The sequence below is a fragment of the Paenibacillus sp. FSL W7-1287 genome (assembly GCF_038004245.1).
In the GTDB taxonomy this organism is placed as follows: domain Bacteria; phylum Bacillota; class Bacilli; order Paenibacillales; family Paenibacillaceae; genus Pristimantibacillus; species Pristimantibacillus camelliae.
Map to the genome: position 1 here is coordinate 266,122 of NZ_JBBORD010000002.1, position 18,490 is coordinate 284,611.

Annotated in this window: 14 protein-coding genes and 1 riboswitch; of the genes, 7 read left to right on the forward strand and 7 right to left on the reverse strand. The window is 38.6% G+C overall.

Annotated elements, in window-relative coordinates; translation table 11 throughout:
• The first annotated feature begins 85 nt into the window (after positions 1-85).
• The 3 genes from NSQ99_RS21240 to NSQ99_RS21250 all read left to right on the forward strand — a co-directional run bounded on the left by NSQ99_RS21240 (position 86) and on the right by NSQ99_RS21250 (position 4,995).
• On the forward strand, positions 86-1,807 hold the full coding sequence (locus tag NSQ99_RS21240) for a sensor histidine kinase (protein WP_340839003.1): 1,722 nt from the start codon (positions 86-88) through the stop codon (positions 1,805-1,807).
• Entirely contained in the window at positions 1,804-2,520 is a 717-nt protein-coding gene (locus tag NSQ99_RS21245; RefSeq protein ID WP_251668319.1) for a response regulator transcription factor, read from the forward strand. The genes NSQ99_RS21240 and NSQ99_RS21245 overlap by 4 nt, the downstream gene beginning before the upstream one ends.
• 423 nt (positions 2,521-2,943) lie before the next feature.
• Positions 2,944-4,995, forward strand: coding sequence for a methyl-accepting chemotaxis protein (locus tag NSQ99_RS21250; protein WP_340839004.1), 2,052 nt, complete (start codon positions 2,944-2,946; stop codon positions 4,993-4,995).
• 79 nt (positions 4,996-5,074) lie between these two features.
• On the opposite strand, the gene NSQ99_RS21255 is transcribed toward NSQ99_RS21250, so the two are convergent.
• Positions 5,075-6,460 carry an amino acid permease gene (locus NSQ99_RS21255; protein WP_340839005.1) on the reverse strand — a complete coding sequence of 462 codons (1,386 nt, stop codon included), beginning with the start codon at positions 6,458-6,460 and terminating at the stop codon, positions 5,075-5,077.
• A gap of 210 nt (positions 6,461-6,670) precedes the next feature.
• Positions 6,671-6,773: riboswitch (purine riboswitch) on the forward strand.
• 137 nt (positions 6,774-6,910) lie between these two features.
• On the opposite strand from NSQ99_RS21255, the gene NSQ99_RS21260 reads away from it, so the two are divergent.
• The 4 genes from NSQ99_RS21260 to NSQ99_RS21275 all read left to right on the forward strand — a co-directional run bounded on the left by NSQ99_RS21260 (position 6,911) and on the right by NSQ99_RS21275 (position 11,832).
• Entirely contained in the window at positions 6,911-7,528 is a 618-nt protein-coding gene (locus tag NSQ99_RS21260) for a xanthine phosphoribosyltransferase (protein ID WP_251668325.1), read from the forward strand.
• A complete protein-coding gene (locus tag NSQ99_RS21265) occupies positions 7,518-8,816 on the forward strand; it encodes a nucleobase:cation symporter-2 family protein (RefSeq protein ID WP_251668327.1) in 1,299 nt (432 codons plus the stop codon). The genes NSQ99_RS21260 and NSQ99_RS21265 overlap by 11 nt, the downstream gene beginning before the upstream one ends.
• A gap of 293 nt (positions 8,817-9,109) precedes the next feature.
• Positions 9,110-9,922: an AAA family ATPase gene (locus tag NSQ99_RS21270; protein WP_251668330.1), complete on the forward strand. Its 813-nt coding sequence runs from the start codon at positions 9,110-9,112 to the stop codon at positions 9,920-9,922.
• A 245-nt stretch (positions 9,923-10,167) separates the two neighbouring features.
• Complete coding sequence (locus NSQ99_RS21275) at positions 10,168-11,832, forward strand: alkaline phosphatase (protein WP_340839227.1); 1,665 nt, start codon at positions 10,168-10,170, stop codon at positions 11,830-11,832.
• Between the two features lie 171 nt (positions 11,833-12,003).
• On the opposite strand, the gene NSQ99_RS21280 is transcribed toward NSQ99_RS21275, so the two are convergent.
• The 6 genes from NSQ99_RS21280 to NSQ99_RS21305 form a co-directional block, all read right to left on the reverse strand.
• The gene (locus tag NSQ99_RS21280) at positions 12,004-12,603 is read right to left on the reverse strand and encodes a hypothetical protein (RefSeq protein WP_340839006.1); all 600 of its coding nucleotides are present in this window, start codon (positions 12,601-12,603) and stop codon (positions 12,004-12,006) included.
• 172 nt (positions 12,604-12,775) lie between these two features.
• Positions 12,776-13,108, reverse strand: a complete 333-nt coding sequence (locus NSQ99_RS21285) for a hypothetical protein (protein WP_340839007.1) — start codon at positions 13,106-13,108, stop codon at positions 12,776-12,778.
• 18 nt (positions 13,109-13,126) lie between these two features.
• Complete coding sequence (locus tag NSQ99_RS21290) at positions 13,127-14,662, reverse strand: tyrosine-type recombinase/integrase (RefSeq protein WP_340839008.1); 1,536 nt, start codon at positions 14,660-14,662, stop codon at positions 13,127-13,129.
• Between the two features lie 81 nt (positions 14,663-14,743).
• Positions 14,744-15,751, reverse strand: a complete 1,008-nt coding sequence (locus NSQ99_RS21295; RefSeq protein ID WP_340839009.1) for an ATP-binding protein — start codon at positions 15,749-15,751, stop codon at positions 14,744-14,746.
• Positions 15,752-15,767: 16 nt separating this feature from the next.
• A complete protein-coding gene (locus NSQ99_RS21300) occupies positions 15,768-17,720 on the reverse strand; it encodes a hypothetical protein (protein WP_340839010.1) in 1,953 nt (650 codons plus the stop codon).
• Positions 17,713-18,447: a TnsA endonuclease N-terminal domain-containing protein gene (locus NSQ99_RS21305; protein WP_340839011.1), complete on the reverse strand. Its 735-nt coding sequence runs from the start codon at positions 18,445-18,447 to the stop codon at positions 17,713-17,715. Before NSQ99_RS21305 ends, NSQ99_RS21300 begins: the two co-directional genes overlap by 8 nt.
• Between the last annotated feature and the right edge of the window lie 43 nt (positions 18,448-18,490).

The following is an 18,490-nucleotide window of genomic DNA, read 5'->3' on the forward strand; positions in this document are numbered from 1 at the left end:
AATAGGATTATAACGTTATTATGAAGTCTACTCTCCTAGGGAGTAGACTTCTGCTTATATGTAATGACTTGAGGGGAAGAGGAAGATGAAGCAGCTCGGTAAGAGATTAGGTCTAGACACAACAAGAGGACAAATATTAATTGGTTTTGTTGCTACAATGATGCTGATTCTCACCGTTATGTTCTCCTTTATTTATACGTTCTTATCAAAAGAGACGAAGGATAGCGCGATGCTATATATTGAGGAAATTGCCGAGCAAGCAGGCGGACGATTAGAATCACTAATGAATGAAATTAATGTATTAACCTTGCAAATGGCAATGGATGAAAGAATGCAGAGCATTCTTATGAGCGAGTATCAAGGGGAATTAGCTACTTATGAGGAACGAATGAAGCTGAGGAAGCTGTTACTTGATATGACAGCGTATTCAGATACGATAGAGGAAATTGAACTTTACAGTGGTCAGAGAGCTATTTATCCACTGATTGATGAAACGATACAAACTAGAGTAAATCAGCACGTCATCCGGGAAGCTGATCGAATCGATCAAGCAGGCGCATTAATCTGGGCTGGTAAGGATCGAGAGCAAGAACAATTTTTGCTCGCAGTTAGACAAATTAAGCTAGAGAAGCTGAACTATGCTAATGGTGGATATCTCGTTATTAAAGTGAAGCCATCCTTTATTCAACTGGCAACGTCCAACAGAGAGCAGGATCAAGGGGCGGTCATGCGACTTCTTCAACAGGATGAAGTATTGCAATCGACAGGTGAGCTGGAAGGGAAGCTGTCAGAGTATTATAGCTTTGAGCGCTCAATAAAAGGGACAAGCTGGGTGCTGCAAATGATGGTTCAAAAGAAGCTGGTATTGTCCGATGTATACTGGCTGCGAAACCTATTGCTATTGCTTCTGCTTATAAGTATCGGACTCGTGGCAATTATGTCTTACTATTTGGCTCATGTGATCTCTTCTCCAGTAAAGAGCTTGATTCGCGTAATGCAGGGCAGCAAGCATGGTGCGCCAAGGGACAATCCTATTGATTACTACAACAAGGAAGTTAATCAGTTAAACATTACCTACAATCAGATGGTGAAGCAGATTGATTACTTAATTAAATCTGTCTATGAAAAGGAGCTTCTCAAAAGCCGCAGTGAAATTCGAGCGCTGCATTCACAAATTAATCCGCATTTTTTGTTTAACACGCTTGATGCGATTTATTGGGATCATATCGAAAAAGGAGAGAAGGAGCTGGCGCATATCGTCGTTCAGCTTGCAGATTTGTTCCGCTATAGCATACAGCAACATCATGGAGATGGCTTTGTTTCAATTAAGCAGGAGCTGGAGCAAGTGGAGCGCTATACCAATCTAATGAAGCTCAGATGGCAGGAACGACTAACGATGCATATCGATCGAGAAGAAGAACTGCTTACTGTAAAGATACCGAAGCTATTAATACAGCCGCTCGTTGAAAATGCAATTGTACATGGCATCGAGCCGATGCCAGATGGCGGCGTAGTTCGCGTTCATCTTTACAGACATAGAGATCGCTGTGTTATTCAGGTGAAGGACAATGGGATTGGCATGACGGCCAAGCAGCTTGAGATGCTGCGGCAGAAGCTTCAGCAAAGCAATGAAGTAACCGTGCAGCATTCCAATCGAGGGATCGGTTTATATACGATTCATCGCTTATTAAAGCTGCATTATGGTGAGAGCTTCGGCCTGCATATCGAGAGCAAGGAACAGATTGGGACAAGCATTACATTAGAAATTCCGCTTACGCTGAGTACAACACAGGAGGCTGCGCGATGACCTTTCGAATATTAGTAACGGACGATGAAAAGCATTCTAGAGTTGGGGTATCAACTACACTAAGGCAGCAATATAAGGAGAAGCTTCATATCGATACTGCTAATCATGGTGAGGAAGCGTTTGAGCTTATTGGCAGACATGCCTATGATTTGCTTATTACAGACATTCGTATGCCTAAGATGGATGGTTTACAGCTACTTGAAGCACTGCGCAACGATAACAACCGAATTGATACGATTCTGCTGACTGGCTTTGCAGAATTTGAATATGCACAGCAAGGAATTAAGCTCGGAGCAATAGATTACTTAGTGAAGCCAATCCATCAAGAACAGCTAATTGCTTCTGTTGAACGGGTGCTACACTCAGTAAAAAAGGCTGACCATCGATATATAAGCAGCAACTCCTACATTCAGGAGGCTATAGACTTTATGGAGCAGCATATCGCGGAGGCCTTTACGATTAAAGAGGTTTCGAGCCATGTGCATCTGAATGCAAGCTACTTTAGTGTGCTGTTTAAAGAAGAGACAGGCAACTCCTTTACAGATTTTTTAAGCACGCTGCGTATTGAAAAAGCGAAAATGCTATTGCGGGACACTGAGCTTAGCCTGGATGACATCTGTGAGCAGATAGGAATTCAATCGACGAGCTATTTTATTAAAATGTTTAAGAAGTTTGAGGGAGTTACTCCAAACCAATTTCGTATTAAAGAATAGATATGTTCTATGCCCTTTGGCCATAGTGTTACGACACGAGGGTGAACGAACAATAAAATAATCCACCACGATATTGATGTTTCGTGGTGGATTTAACAACTTTTTAAGTATGCCGAACGAATGAGAGAAGTTTCGTTGAGATTTCGCTCATTCGTTCGGTTTTTTTACGTATGCTCGAAACCATTTTTTACCAGAGCCCTCTTTTTTTATATAATTTCTGCGTTCTACTCTATAATTCCTAACGCATAAAGTCGATATATTATATAATTCGACCTTTTACACTAACAGTCGACAAAATAATCGTTGACTATGCGAAACTCGATGCTATATAATGTGAAATTGGTTGGAAAAACTTCCTATAAAGTCATTAAATTGGCACTCAGTTAGCTGCAAAAAAACAAAATACAGGAGTGGAAAAACAGCATGAAAAAACATCTAAGGCAAATTTTTAAGAAGGACCTGTCTTTAAAAGTAAAACTCCCGCTTTACATCTCAGTGTTAGTTGCAGTGATGTTTGCCGTAACGACGATTGTCATTTACCAGATTAACTCAAAGCTGCTTATGGACCAAAGCAAGGAAACGTTGGTTACCAGTGGTAGCTTAATCGGAGAAAGCTTATTCTCAGCCGTACTATCAGAAAAACAAGGTGTCGCATTGGCATCTAATCATGATTCTTTTAAAGATCTGCTAATCCTTAGAAACTCTGGGGACATGTCGGATGAAGAATTTTTCTCTAAAGATCATCAAGCGATACAAGTATCTAATCGTCTGCTAAAAACAAGCTTGGCTAAAGTAGTTGGTGTCCAAGCGTACCAAGTTATAGATAAGAATGGAGTTATTGTTGCTTCCTCTAATGAGGGGGACTTGCAGGGAGATCGATCCGATAGAGAGTACTTTCAAGAAGCGTTAAAAGGGAAGCCATTTGTGAGTGATGCGCTACTTTCGAGAAGCACTGGAGAGCTCGTTATTCCGTTTACTGAACCTATTCTAAATGATAATGCCCAAGTATTAGGTGTGTTCAGTGCAACCATCAATGCATCGTTTTTTGTAGATAAATTAGACAGTTTAGACATTCAAGGTGACGTAACGGTGTTCAGTCGTTCAGGCATTATTATGTATAGTAATGTCGATCCATCTGTTGTCGGCACTACACTTGAGTTGGATGGAATGGACGAGTTCCTTAGCGAGCGGGCACAAGGAACATCAATCACAGGTGAGATTGATCTAGGAGATAGCTATATCAGCTTTACCAAAATTCCTGATGCAGATTTCTTAGTAAGTGTCTCGAAAACATATAGTGACATTAATAAGCCAGTGCAACAAATGTCTCAGCAGCTTATTATCATTTCTATCGTTGCGATGATTTTAGCCATCTTATTTGGAATTTTAATCTCTGTAGGCATTACTAATCCGATTATTAGCTTAACGAAGCTATTTAGAAAAATGGCTGATGGAGACCTCACCGTAAGTGCTGAAGGTAAGTACAGAAGTGAGATGAAGGATCTTGCTGATAGCTTCAATATTATGTCCGCCAATAATAAGCTGCTCATAACGAGCATCAACCAATCGATCGACGTGCTCAAAAAAAGTACAGGTGAGCTAGATAGCTCATCGAAGCAAACGGCAGTTTCGATCTCAGAAACAACTGCCTCTGGCTCTGAAATCGCAAGAGCGATGGAATCACAAGCTGATGATACCGAGCAAATTGTAGACAAATTCCATGGATTTGGTGACAGCTTCGATTCATTACGTGAACAAACGAATTTAATCAAAGTAGAGGCTGAAAAAATAGTTGAGGTTTTCCACAACAGCCAATCGGTCATTAATAATCTCATTGCGATCAAGGAACAAAATGAGCAAGAGGTACAAAAAATCTCGGATATTACGAAAAAATTGCAGGAAAGCTCGAGCAGCATTGGTCAAATTACAGGTGCAATAGCTGAAATTTCCGATCAAACGAATCTTCTAGCATTAAATGCTTCTATTGAAGCGGCAAGAGCGGGAGAGCATGGTAGTGGCTTTGCTGTTGTTGCCCAAGAAATCCGTAAGCTAGCTGAACAAAGTGCGAAGCAATCAAAAGAGATTAACGAGATTATTCAGCAGAACTTGACTTACGTGGCAGAGAACAATACAAGCGTGATGGAGATTCGTTCCGTTACTCAACAGCAGGAGCAATATGTAGAAGATACGAAGAACGCTTTTATGCAAATTTTCAACAATGTTTCACATATCTCTGATGAGATTCTAGCGATTGCTAGTCGAGTTGTGAATATGAATAAAGATAAAGATGAGGTTATGGACTCTGCTCAGAGCCTATCAGCGACTGGGGAAGAGGTATCTGCTTCGGTAGAGGAGCTGAATGCTACGATGCAGGAACAGTCTGCAATGGTCCAACAGCTCGCAGGAATGGTCGAAACGATTAATTCGTTGACAATAAAGCTTGATGAAGCTGCGTCCAAGTTTAAAGTAGAATAGACCGTCACGTCATAGCAAAGGGTGTTTCAAACGGAAGAGTATCTTGCCGTTTGAAACACCCTTTTTAATCGTCAAATACTTAGTCATTCATGATGCTATGCTTTCTTCCATAGATGATATAGATCGCTAACCCGAACAATAGCCAAATAACACATGCGATCCACGTATAGTAAGCAAGCTGGCTCATTAAAAATACGCAAAGCAGGAATGAAACGATAGGCAGCACAGGATAGAACGGAACCTTGAAGCCACCTGGCTGTATACTTTTATTGTTCCTTAAAAATATAACACCGATTGAAACGATGGAAAAAGCGATTAGTGTCCCCATATTAACCAGCTCTGCAAGCTTGGCAAGAGGAACGAAGCCTGCACAGAGTGAAACAGCTACAGCGAATATCCATGTGTTTTTTATTGGTGTTTTATACTTTGGATGAATGCTGCTCATGCTTTTAGGTAGCAATCCGTCACGACTAAGAGCATATAGCAATCTTGATCCACCATAGGACATAACGAGTATGACAGTCATCATACCGACAACCGCACCAAGTGCAATTAGTCCAGAGATCCAATCCTGACCAACAAGTGCAATAACAAAGCTAACTGGATCACTTACGTTAAGCTGAGTGTACGGTGCAATGCCAGTAAGTACAAGTGATACCGAAACATACAGCAATGTGCAAATAAACAATGAGCCAATAATACCAATCGGCAAATTTCGCTTCGGATTCTTCACTTCCTCCGCTGCATTAGAGACACTATCAAAGCCGAGAAATGCGAAAAAGACAAGTGCCGCACCGCTTAGCACCCCACTTACTCCATAAGGCATAAATGGCTGCCAGTTGTCTGGCTTTACATAAAAAATGCCTACGACTAGAAATAATACAATGACTCCTACCTTGATAAATACCATGATGGTGTTTATTCTAGTGGATTCTCTAACACCCAAGGTTAGCAAAAATGCTACAGCCATAATAATCGCGATGGCTGGTAGATTAATATATGTTCCTTCAGCGGGATTGAACGGTCCTGATAACGCCGTAGGTATATGCAGCTGAAAACCTTCAAGCAATGACATTAAGTACGATGACCAACCTGTCGCGACAGAAGCGACTGCCAAGCCGTATTCAAGGATGAGCACCCAGCCAACTAGCCAAGCAAATACTTCACCGAATATAACATAGCTGTAGGAGTAGGCGCTCCCAGTAACTGGAACGGCGCTCGCAAACTCTGAGTAGCATAATCCAGCAAAAGCACATACGATTGCAGCGATTATAAATGAAAAAACGATAGCAGGGCCTGCATGCACAGCTGCTACCGTTCCCGGTAATATGAAAATACCAGTACCTACGATTGCACCAACACCAAGTAGAATTAAATCAAATCCGCTTAACGTGCGTTCAAGCTGTACACTCCCTTTTTGTTGAAAGAAATCGTGTACCTTCTTTTTTCTTAACCATTCGTTCATCTGTCAAACACCCATTCATTTTATGATTAGTTCTATGATGCACATTTTCCTATTTTACTGGTTTAGTTATAGTATGACAAGTTAACGCATATCGATTCGTACAATCTAGCTAGTCGCTGTAACAGAGTATGCTAGCGCGTCAATGCTTTTGCTGTGAGAGTAAGCATTTTTATCCAAAAAATTGGTGTTGAAACATTGTGCAAGATGTTGTAGGATAACACAATGTAAACTCATATAATTTTGGGAATATGGCCCATAAGTCTCTACTGGCGACCACTGTAATCGACCAACTATGAGTGAATGATGATCAAATAGGTTTATTTAGTGCAGGCAATGATAGAACGATGATATCGCTATGCAACGTAGATTACCAAGATGACAGACTTCACTTATGAGCAAAAACTCTTAAGTGAAGTCTGTTTTATTTTAAAGGAGAGGTAGAGGACAACCATGAAGCTGCTTGAGGACAAAATTCGTACAGAAGGCAATATATTATCAGACACAGTATTGAAGGTAGATTCCTTCCTTAATCACCAAGTTGATACATCACTAGCTTTAGAAATCGGCAAGCAATTCCATCGTATATTTGAGCAAAAAAAAATTACAAAGGTTTTGACAATTGAAGCGAGTGGTATTCAGTTTGCCATGGCAACAGCAATGGCGTTTAATGTACCGTTTGTATATGCCAAAAAGAAAAAGGCTGTGACGCTGCAGGAAAGTGTATATACAGCAGCTGTGCATTCATTCACTAAGCAAGAAACGTACCAAGTGAGTGTATCACAGGCGTATCTTGGAGCAGATGATCATGTGCTAATTGTTGATGACTTTTTAGCAACGGGTGCTGCATTAATCGGACTTGTTGATATTGTAAAGGAAGCGGGAGCAACACTTGCAGGTGTGGGCTGTGTTATTGAAAAATGCTTCCAGGAAGGGCGCGAGCTGCTAGAACAAAAAGGCGTTAACGTATACTCATTAGCAAAAATTTCAGCGATGGCGCCCGGAGAAATTCACTTCGTTCCTGGTGATGACGAGACCGTGCTAGGAGAAGTGAACGATCATGCGGAGTAAACAGTTTGCACTTGGGTTTCAGCACGTTCTTGCTATGTATGCTGGAGCGGTTATTGTTCCGCTAATTGTCGGAGGAGCGCTTAATCTTACGCCGGCCCAGATGGCATATCTTATTGCAGCTGATCTGTTTACCTGTGGAATTGCGACAATTTTACAGGTCATGAATACGAAATACTTTGGCAGTCGCTTGCCGGTCATCTTAGGCTGTACCTTTACTGCGGTAGGGCCGATTATAGCGATTGCATCGACCTCAAACCTGGCTACAGCTTATGGAGCGATTATTATTTCGGGGATATTCGTCGTACTTGCAGCTCCGTTATATGGTAAGCTCCTTAAGTTTTTCCCTAAGCTTGTAACGGGAACGGTTGTTACGATTATTGGATTATCGTTAATCCCAGTTGGCATGAAAAATGTCGGCGGAGGTGACGGCAGCGCGGACTTTGGAGCACCTCACCATTTATTACTGGCTCTTATTACATTCGTTATTATATTGATCATTAATCGCTTTGCGAAAGGCTTTATTCGCTCGGTTTCTGTATTGATTGGCCTTGCTGCAGGTACAATCATTGCTTACTTTTTCGGCATGGTTGATTTCTCATCGGTTGCTGATGCCAAATGGGTGAACGTCGTACAGCCTTTCTACTTCGGTATGCCACAGCTTAGCATTACCGCGATATTAACGATGGTTATCGTAAATATCGTCAGCATGGTTGAATCAACGGGCGTATACTTGGCGGTAGGCAAAACGATTGATCAGAAGGTAGAACAGAAGCAAATTGTAAATGGATTGCGTTCCGAGGGGATTGCAATTACACTTGGCGGCATCTTCAATGCATTCCCCTACACTGCCTTTTCGCAAAATGTTGGATTGCTTGCGATTTCACGTGTGAAATCAAGAGATGTTATTTTTGCAGCGGGGATCATTATGGTGGTGTTAGGGCTATTGCCAAAGCTAGCAGCCATTACAACGGTTATTCCTAACGCTGTGCTAGGCGGTGCAATGATCGTAATGTTTGGCTCGGTTGCCGTATCAGGTATTTCCATTCTGTCCGAAACGAATTTGCAAAAAGGAAACAATCTAATGATTGTTGCATGCAGTATTGCGATAGGACTAGGATCAGCAGTACTTCCTGAGATGTTTAGCCAGCTTCCAAGCTTTGCTAGAATGCTGCTAGAGAACGGAATTGTGACAGGGTCGATTACAGCGGTTGTATTGAATGTGCTGTTCTCAAGTAAGGATGAAAAGCAACATGAGCAAACAGTGGATCACGAAGCAACCGTAGCATGAGATGCGCAAGTGGAAAATTAAACAAGCTCGTTAGAAAATATCTCTTTACAGTGGGCTTGTAACTTACATGTATGAACTAATCTGGCGATGTTTGAAAGCAACAGGATACGGGGAACAAGTGGGCAAGCATTGGAGCGCAACATCCAATGCTTGCCCTTTTAAGTTAATGCTTTGGTTGATGCTTAAAGTAAGGCTTAAATAATCATTGCTCACAACAATTAAACGTTTAATTCAGTGTGTTGTCTATTCATGCTACACTTACGATAGCAACAAGTATTAAGGAGTGTACGACGATGATTTATATAAAAAGCTTTAAGCTGTCCCCCTTTATAGACCGTAATCCTAATGCCTATCCTGATCATGTATTTAAGCATATGGCGGGCGAGGTGCTGCTTTTTGATCGGATTACAGTGCTGTATGGCAACAATGGCTCTGGCAAGTCAACGCTATTAAATGTTATTGCCAGTAAGCTGGGCGTGAAGGGGAATGAAAGCATGCTTAGCAATGGATACAATCAATATGCAGAGCCATTTCTAAGCTTTTGCTCATATAGCCTAGGCGAGGATGAACAAGACCGAGCACTTACGCAGCTGCCACACAGCAGTCAATATATTAAATCAGAGGATATTCTGTATGAGATTAAAAAAATCCAGCAATCGTCTGTCCTGCGTGAGAGCATGCTGCACGAGCAAGCGATGCGGGGACTCGATAAGGAGCAATTAGCACAGCATGAGCAATCAGCAGCGTTCTATAAGCAGATGGAGATCACAAAGTTTGCACAGGAAAAATACTCTAATGGCGAAACCTCAATGCAGCTTTTTGAGCAGCTGCTAGTGCCGAACAGCTTGTACCTGCTCGATGAGCCTGAGACTTCCTTGTCGCCTCATAATCAGCTGCTGCTTGCGGAGGAAATTAATGAGCTTGCTCGCTACTGTAACTGTCAATTTATTATTGCAACACATTCTCCGTTTATGCTTGGAACGCTGCAGGCGAAAATTTATAATCTTGATCTCCCTGCATTAAAAACATCGGAATGGACTGAGCTTGAAAATGTGCAGTTTTTTTATCAGTTTTTTCAAAAGCGCAAAGCTGAATTCGAGAGATAGGACTAATCATAAGGACTATTAAAAATGAAAGACGATACATTGGAAATCACCTTTATTTTGCTTGTACAGCTTAATAAAGGTGTTTTTTATATCTATTATTTACAATAAATTCAATTGAAGTTAACAATTAGATGATTTTGTCCCCGCATAATGGTGCTGCAAGGAAAGAGAAAAAGAGCATGGAGGGATAAAATTTGAAAAAGCAAAGTTTGAAAATGGCTTTAGCAGGATGTTTAGTTTTTTCTATGCTATCTTTGCAGTCAGTATCCGCAGCTGACCAACCAACGAGCTCAACATCTACCTCAAAAAACTTGATTGTGCTTATCGGGGATGGAATGGGTCCTGCACAAGTGACAGCAGCACGTAATTACTTAATGTACAACAAAGGGATTGATCAGCTGACATTAGACAGTATTTACACAGGGCAAGCCACAACTTATGCGGATCGCGGTGAGGATGGCGGAACGATTGTATCAGGTGTTGTCACAGATTCTGCCTCTGCAGGTACTGCGTTTGCAACAGGCAACAAAACATACAACGCAGGCATTAGTGTTTCGAATGAGGAAGTATCCAAGCCGTTCGCTTCAGTGATCGAAGCGGCAGAAGCGGCTGGCAAAGCGACCGGTCTTGTATCAACGGCTAGAATTACGCATGCAACTCCAGCCGTATATGCTTCGCACGTACGGAGTCGCGATAATGAGCTGGCGATTGCATCACAATATTTAGAAAGTGGCGTTGACGTTTTACTTGGCGGCGGAAGCTCCTTCTTTACAAGCAAGGACGAAGGGGGCAGACGCAGCGATGGCTCGCTTATTCCACAATTCGAAGCAAAAGGCTACACATACATAACCAATGCATCGCAATTAAACCGTCTTAACCAAAATGATGAGCAAGTGCTTGGTCTGTTCAGCAGCTCACATATTCCTTATGTGCTGGACCGAACTAACGAGATTCCATCTTTGGCTCAAATGACGAAAAAGGCTATCGAATTATTGGAAAAGGATGAGGATGGCTTCGTTGTCATGATCGAAGGTGGTCGTATTGACCATGCTTCTCATGCGAATGACTTCCCTTCTACTGTGCAAGAGGTGCTTGATTTTGATGCTGCGGTGAAGGTAGCGCTTGATTATGCGAAGAAGGATGGCAACACGTCAATTGTTATAACTGCTGACCATGAGACAGGTGGTCTATCGCTATCTCGCGATAACATTTACGAGCTGAATTTAGACCTATGGGATAAGCAAGTTCATTCCTCTGAGTTTATTGCAAGCAAGCTGAATGAAGCGAAAACGTTAAGTGATATTAAAAAGATTGTGACTGCCAATACATGGATTACTGATTTAACAGATGAAGAGGCTCAGCAGATATTGGATGGCGATGGTTCATCCTACGGCAGAGAAGGCGGCTATAACGCAGTCATTAGCAAGCGACTTTTAGTAGGCTGGAGTGGTCATGGACACTCCGCTGTAGATGTTGGCGTATGGGCTTACGGTCCAATTATTCCGTTTGTAAAGGGGCAAGTCGACAACACTCAAATTGCTAAAGCGTCTGCTCAGGTTATTGGCGTAAGTCTTACGGATGCAACGGCTGAGCTGCAAGCCAAGTATCTCTATCCGAAGTTCAAAATCACTCGCAGCAATGAGGTGCTATATCCTGCGAAGCCACTAGCTGAAGCGTTAGGAGCAACGGTTCGTTACGATGCTAAGGCCGGCACTGTTACGCTGCAAAAGGCGGCAACGACGCTTGTCATCGCTACAGAATCAGCTGAAGTATCGATCAACGGAGCGAAAACGAGCATCGTTGGTCAAATGGATAAAGGCACATTATATTTACCACTAGAAGCATTTAATAGACTTACGAACACGACGATGAGCTGGGATACACTCTCTGAGCGCATTATTAAGAAGTAACGACATGATGTTAATAGGCAGGGGAGCAAAAGCTTTCCTGTCTATTTTTCCATGAAAGGATGTCTAACGACACAAATGTTCCTACATAAATGACACAAATCTACCTACATTCTACCATCTTTTGATACTAATAATAAGCTGCCGAGAATTACTCGACAGCAGCACGAATCTTTATGAGTGTAAAACTTTTAATCCTGACATATACTTTTCTGCTGCTTTTTTGTCTTTCTCGGAACCTTGATTAAATACAAGTCTCATTGGTAGATGAGAATATTCATTTTCTGAAAAATTATGAAATTTTTTATCAATATATGGACACTTTATTCCCTTAGTTGAAAATTCAATGTTTCCTTCACTCTCATTATATTCAATAATTTGATCACTCTCATTGTATAAGAAAGAAAAAAATATATTATTGTGGTTGATTAACTCATAATTATTTGTAGGTTTAAAGTGTTTATGAGAATACTTTTCTGCATTCTTCAACCATTCCACAAAATGCAATTTAGCTATTTTAAAGATGCTGTGGCTGATTATCCACTTTAATGAGTCTATACTTAATGACTTGTTATTAAGTAACGTTAAAATAAACTCTTCAACTGAATCTCTATAAGCATAAAAAGGAATTTGTAAGTAGCTCAATCCTATTCTTTTTTTTGGAATAGGATCATTAAAGAATGGATTGATATTAAATAGACTTTCCTTCCAAAAGACATAGGCGTAAGCGAATGGACATATTTCCGGAAAATCAGCCCCCTCTTCTTTTATCAATCCAATAAATCTTTTTATGCAGTGTTTATGGCTACAGAGAATAGTATTATGTAGATTTTTTTCATAAACCTGAAGAATTAAACGGATGCACTCATAAATTTCATCAAATAAATTAGTTTGAACTTCTTAATTACTGGTTGCGATCCCCATTCATTGAATACAGGCGTATGATTTACGCTATTGCCTTGTAATGACATCCCACATTCACATTATTTAAGTAATATGGAAACATCCCTGCTATTTCTTCTATGTATTTTTGAGTATGGTTTTTGATATTGGTGCTCAAAAGTTCCTCCAGTAGTCCATGATCCAGAATCTTCATATGAACAACTTCCCTATACTGTTTTCCAATCTTTCCATATTTAAGTCCAACTACTGTTTGACTACTTCCGAAAAATTGAAGAAACTGTTTTGTGTTAATGTTGTTTGAAGATTTTACTTTTTCTAAAATTGACCATGGTGATTCAAATGGAAGTATCCACTCTTTTCTCCAATTCAATTCCATACCATGGGTCCTCCCTTTTTAGATAAGATTATTTTTAATTTCAATATACTTTTTAAGTTTTGGTTCCAATATTTCTATTAACCTGCTTCTACCATTTTTTTCGCATTCTTTAATTCGCTTATCTAGATCAATAATCTGTTCTTCATAATAATCTTTGAACGTGCTATCTACATAAAAACTAGAACACTTAAATGTTATGCATGGTTGCTCCATTATTTGATTAACGTATTGACAAGGCGTCTTTATTGACTTTATGCAATACCCATGATCTAAACGAAGGTCCCCTAAATTTTTGCGTAGCCAATCAAGTTTTAAACCATTATTAACCGCTTGGTCTTCAATATTTGATTTAAGTACTTCCCCAGATATAGGATCTAACCGAATTGCTTCCATTTGAATTGATTTATTCCATTCTAGTTGTTGTCTATAATCATTGATCTTGGCATAAATAACTGCCATCTCGGGGGTTACATTTGATAATAACCGTTGTACATCTGGAATGCTTGCCCCATTATTAATTTGTGTAATTCCAAAGTGATGTCTAAAGGCAATAGAACCAAATCTAAAAATATTCCCTTCATCATCTGTGATATTACATTTATTAGAAAACGAATTTAACTGTCGCCATATTGAGAGTTGCAAGTATGGTTGCCCCCTCCATTCCTTCTTTCCTTTATAACGTAAGAAAAGAAATCGCTCTTTGTTTTGTTCCCTCGAAAATTTCTCATTTACTAATATTATTTGCGCTTTAACCAGATCGACTATTTCATCACTAATGGGTACCTTCTTTAATTTTAATCGCTCAGAAATAATCCAGAATCCATCTGTATTTTCAATTAAGCAATCAATTTTAAGATTTAATACATCAACTAGTAGAAATCCTGTTGCTTCCATAAGCAAAATCATAGGCACATATTGTGAATCAATTTTATCTATGTTATCAACTATTTGTTTCCATACATTGTCTGTCATATATTTATAATCTGAAATCTTTCTGGGTTTTAATTTTGGTCGATCTTCTTGATATATTAACATTCTGATTGGTTTTATCGGTGCTTCCATCCACTCGTAACGTTGGATAAAGTATAGGAAATTTTCAAGATTAGAAACCATTGACCAGATAAAGTAATCAGTTGGTTCCTTGTCCTTGTACTGATTTTTACTATTACCACCCATTGAATTAGTTTTAATGAACTCGATATAACTCTCGATGTCGTCTCTCGAAAGTTTATTTAAATCATTCCAATTAGGATACCGTATATTTAAGTAATCGAAAAATCTTCTTAACCTACTAACTTCTTGAATTGCTGTATTCCATCTAATACTGTCGTTGTTAATCACACGATCTATAACATAGCGTTTTACAAGAGAACGAAAATTTTCATTAACACCAGTGAAGGATAAAAAATAATCACCTCTTGTAATATTATATGGAATTCCTAAATTTCTTACGTCCCAAGTATCTTTTTCGAGTTCAATAGAGTAATTTGATGATAAACTTATTTTATTTTTTCCAAATCGATTTTCAGTAGCTAATATTTTACCTATCTTCATTGTTTCTAGCCCCCGGTAAGAATTGTCATGTTTACAATTCTTACCTTTAACTATATTACTTAAACAACATTACTTTTTGAATTATATTTTTCTTTGTTCCGATGTAATGTAATTACTCTTGTGAATGGCATCAATCCAATGGTTTTTATTGATCCAATGACAATAATTTGAACTATCTTTTCCATAGTCTAGGAAGATAACTTTTATAGCTTTGATCATATGTTGCATTGGGATTTCAAAAGCTCCTTTTATATTATATTTCTGTCGTAAATTCATGAATATTTCAAAGATATCTTTTGAAAATGCTTCGAGTCTGTCTCCAGCTGCGAATGCTTCAGGGAAGTAGTATCTAGTGAAAGACCACCCACTACCAACTGGATATTCACTCGCTGTGTCATAACATCTTAAGCAGGTTATTATATCATCAATAGTTTTAATCCCTGAAAATTGATATTCTTCAATCATAAAACGCTGAATTATTTGATCGGTCTGTTCGCGACTAAAGATTGTTTTTTGAGAATTAAGTTGTTCTTGACCTACAAGAAATAAAATTAATGTAACATCAGCTTTATCCAACTTATTGTAATAATCCATTAGCCATTCATAATGTTGCTGATCAAGACATTGCGCTTCATCAATAAAAAGTATCACCACTCTACGAGGATTCTCCATTCCCTTCTGAAGCAAGAAATTTATTAAACGCTGACGTTTAGCGCTTACTTTACCCGTTAATGCAAAAACATGGCCCACATCTGAGAGCAAAGTTTCAATAAATTCTTCTTCTTTTGCTATCTTCGAATGTATGTTAATAATATGATAAATGGGAATTGTTTCTTTTAGAATGATCGGTATATTTTTAATAAGATATTTGATCATTCGGGTTTTCCCTAAGCGTGGTCTACCGTATATAGTCGCGCCTGTTATTCGGTATTCTATCCAACGACTAACAGACTTAAAAACCTTAATAATTTCATTCGTTGGTATTTGGTAATCATCTGTGTCTATAGGATGACTGCCTTTCGGTATGTTAGGTCTGTTTAGGTCGTACACTATATTTTTCGGTTCATCTTTTCGCATTGATTGTCCCATCGTAAACCTCACCTATTTAACAATTTGTCTTTAAAATGTTCTTGAGTAGCTCAAATGTATTATCCTGATTTATAGTATCTATGCTGGATAAAGTAGTGTCAGTTTCAATCATTAATATCTCTTCTTCTATATGTTTTTTTTCATCCTTTTGGAAAGATAATTGGTTATATTTCTGAAGTGCTGCCAATTGATTACGTGCGGTCTTTTTATTGTTTGCTTTTTCTTCAAGATGACGCTCAAAAACTTCTATTATACAATCTGAGTTATCGAATTTTAATTTCCCTTCTCTAACCAATTTATTGATAACTTTTCTTGTCCTCAACGAATGCGATTTTTTACTCCATGGCCCACGTGCACGAATATAATCTAGTGCCTCTCCATCAGGTAAAAACACTTGTAATACTGTGATATCATCAATATTGACTTCAATAGTTAGTTCAGTACCTACAAGACTAAAATTTTTAGATAACAACGAACTCGAATACTGAACCCCTTCATAATTAATATGTGGCCTTTTTCCGGATTGTTTAGAACCTTTAACTACTCTATGTGTTCGTAGAGAAAAGAAGTTAATGTCATTTCTTTTCTCCTCATCTAGAATACGAGGTACCATATCTCTATACAAGATACGTTGTTCCATAGCTTCTAGCGGACTCATTCCTAGTGTAGAGTGCATTTCATTGTTATATCTGGCGATAGCAACTTCAATTAGCTGTTCTAATTCATCTGATCTAATTTCATATTTTATAGCAGCTTTTTCAGGGTTTTTTCTTTTTGGATCTTTTGGATTACTTCCAGTAGTGTTTACTAACCTATGGATATAATTATTTTCTAATAATCCAAAAAAACGTTCGATTATTGCACGACCTTCAGGAAACCTTACTTTTCCAGGGTTTACAGAACAGTTCACAATGCTTGTAAGCCTATCTTTTACAATAGTTGAAAGATTAGCTAATGCATTATCGTATTTAAGTTCATTCCATAAAGCCCATTGTGCTTCAGGAAAGGCTGCTGAGGGGTATCCAGGTTTTTCAGGATATTCGAGACCTGGTATGGTTAAAACAATCGGTTTCCAAGGTATTACCGTTTTTTTGATACAATGTAATACATCATAGGATGAATATTCGGGTTGTAAACATAAGATGTGTCCTAAGACAGCACGAGTTGCATCATCCATAATCACCAATAACCAAATGCGACTCATGGTCTCAACAACGTCGTCACCATATGCATTTTTAAAGGTTATAGATAACAATGCATCGATTTTATGCCCATCGAAATATACACACTCGTATGGAACTACTGTTAATTCTTTGGGTGAACTAGTGCCATCCAGATCCTTTAGCTTCCGTTCCGCCTCATCACCATATCGACTACTTGCAGCTCTTATGTTTTCATTCGTAAGAGTCTCCACATATCGATATAATGATCGCAAGCCCTTATCTAAAGTGTTAAATGGATATTCGTTTAATTTAATTCCTTCCGACCTACATAATTTTAAAAATTTATTGCGTAAATCGATGATACGAATTACATTGTCACCTGTAGGTCGTTTCCGTCGGTTAAGGATATAATCATCTATCAATTGTGGAAGAACTGGATATTGTTCAAGCAATTGCTTAAATGCCCCTGTTAATCTCAGAGGATTCTGTAGGCCCGAAGTGCTCTCAATCCGAAGATACTTCTCACCCACTCGTTTGTATGGGATCAGTGCACGATATCCCCATTGCCTACCTTCTTTATCATTTGTTAAACATTTTCGCAATAATTTATTAAGCTCTTTACGGTCAATACCGGTTATTTTTTTAATGTCAGCAATACTAATCTGATTATCAATATAAAGCTCTATGGCCTGTTTTCTTTTCTCGAAAGTTTCATTTCGATTATCAAAATGAACAACTGACCATCTTGTATAGTCTAGATCTTCTGAAGTATAATTTATATTCTCGATTAGCCTCTTTCTACTCATAAAACCATACCTCCAATTCTTTTCCAAGATCTACTTCACTTAAATTGGCACATAGTACTTGTTCATAAATCATATTGTAGATAGCATCTCTAATTCGATGTCTCGATATTTCGTGGTGAGCATTTTCGATCATCCCTATCTTGGACCTTCCATTCTTCATTAGAAACGACTTAATGCTTAGGTAATCCATTTCTTTTTTCTGTCTACGATCATCAATATATGGCATCATCTTTTTATAATTTCTAAGTAAGAGTTTATCCTTATAGATATAGTGATCTGTATGGACTTCATGCTCATATCCCTTGACTTGACACCATTTTTTCTGCTTTTCAATTTGCTTCACGGATCTTAACGAGTAATCTGGATGTAGTGGATCAAGCTCAGATGAATACTTTACCTCGACAAACAAATGATCCCCTTTATTTGTAAGGTACCACATATCAAAAATTGTATTTATTAACTCACCATCAACTACTTCATTAACATGAAGTGGTTGTTCGCAAAATGCTTTTATATTTTTATCATTCTCAATTAATATCCAATGATCAAATTCAAGATCACTATAGAGATATACATTTCTTTTGAGTCTTGGACTATAACTAAACCAATTATTGTTTCCATAACTTCCATTCCTTGTTCGCTTGATAACCGGCTCTAAAAAAAACATAGAACTCACCTGTCCTTCTTCAGAATATTTATAACCTGTTTTATATAGACGTATTACCATAAAGTAAAAATTATAAACATTGTTCTTAAGAAGAAATAAAATC

Bases quoted from the DNA above. Each gene is read 5' to 3' on its own strand.
- NSQ99_RS21240 (WP_340839003.1), top strand. From the start codon at position 86: ATGAAGCAGCTCGGTAAGAGATTAGGTCTAGACACAACAAGAGGACAA.
- NSQ99_RS21245 (WP_251668319.1), top strand. From the start codon at position 1,804: ATGACCTTTCGAATATTAGTAACGGACGATGAAAAGCATTCTAGAGTT.
- NSQ99_RS21250 (WP_340839004.1), top strand. From the start codon at position 2,944: ATGAAAAAACATCTAAGGCAAATTTTTAAGAAGGACCTGTCTTTAAAA.
- NSQ99_RS21255 (WP_340839005.1), bottom strand. From the start codon at position 6,460: ATGAACGAATGGTTAAGAAAAAAGAAGGTACACGATTTCTTTCAACAA.
- NSQ99_RS21260 (WP_251668325.1), top strand. From the start codon at position 6,911: ATGAAGCTGCTTGAGGACAAAATTCGTACAGAAGGCAATATATTATCA.
- NSQ99_RS21265 (WP_251668327.1), top strand. From the start codon at position 7,518: ATGCGGAGTAAACAGTTTGCACTTGGGTTTCAGCACGTTCTTGCTATG.
- NSQ99_RS21270 (WP_251668330.1), top strand. From the start codon at position 9,110: ATGATTTATATAAAAAGCTTTAAGCTGTCCCCCTTTATAGACCGTAAT.
- NSQ99_RS21275 (WP_340839227.1), top strand. From the start codon at position 10,168: ATGCTATCTTTGCAGTCAGTATCCGCAGCTGACCAACCAACGAGCTCA.
- NSQ99_RS21285 (WP_340839007.1), bottom strand. From the start codon at position 13,108: ATGGAATTGAATTGGAGAAAAGAGTGGATACTTCCATTTGAATCACCA.
- NSQ99_RS21290 (WP_340839008.1), bottom strand. From the start codon at position 14,662: ATGAAGATAGGTAAAATATTAGCTACTGAAAATCGATTTGGAAAAAAT.
- NSQ99_RS21295 (WP_340839009.1), bottom strand. From the start codon at position 15,751: ATGGGACAATCAATGCGAAAAGATGAACCGAAAAATATAGTGTACGAC.
- NSQ99_RS21300 (WP_340839010.1), bottom strand. From the start codon at position 17,720: ATGAGTAGAAAGAGGCTAATCGAGAATATAAATTATACTTCAGAAGAT.
- NSQ99_RS21305 (WP_340839011.1), bottom strand. From the start codon at position 18,447: ATGGTAATACGTCTATATAAAACAGGTTATAAATATTCTGAAGAAGGA.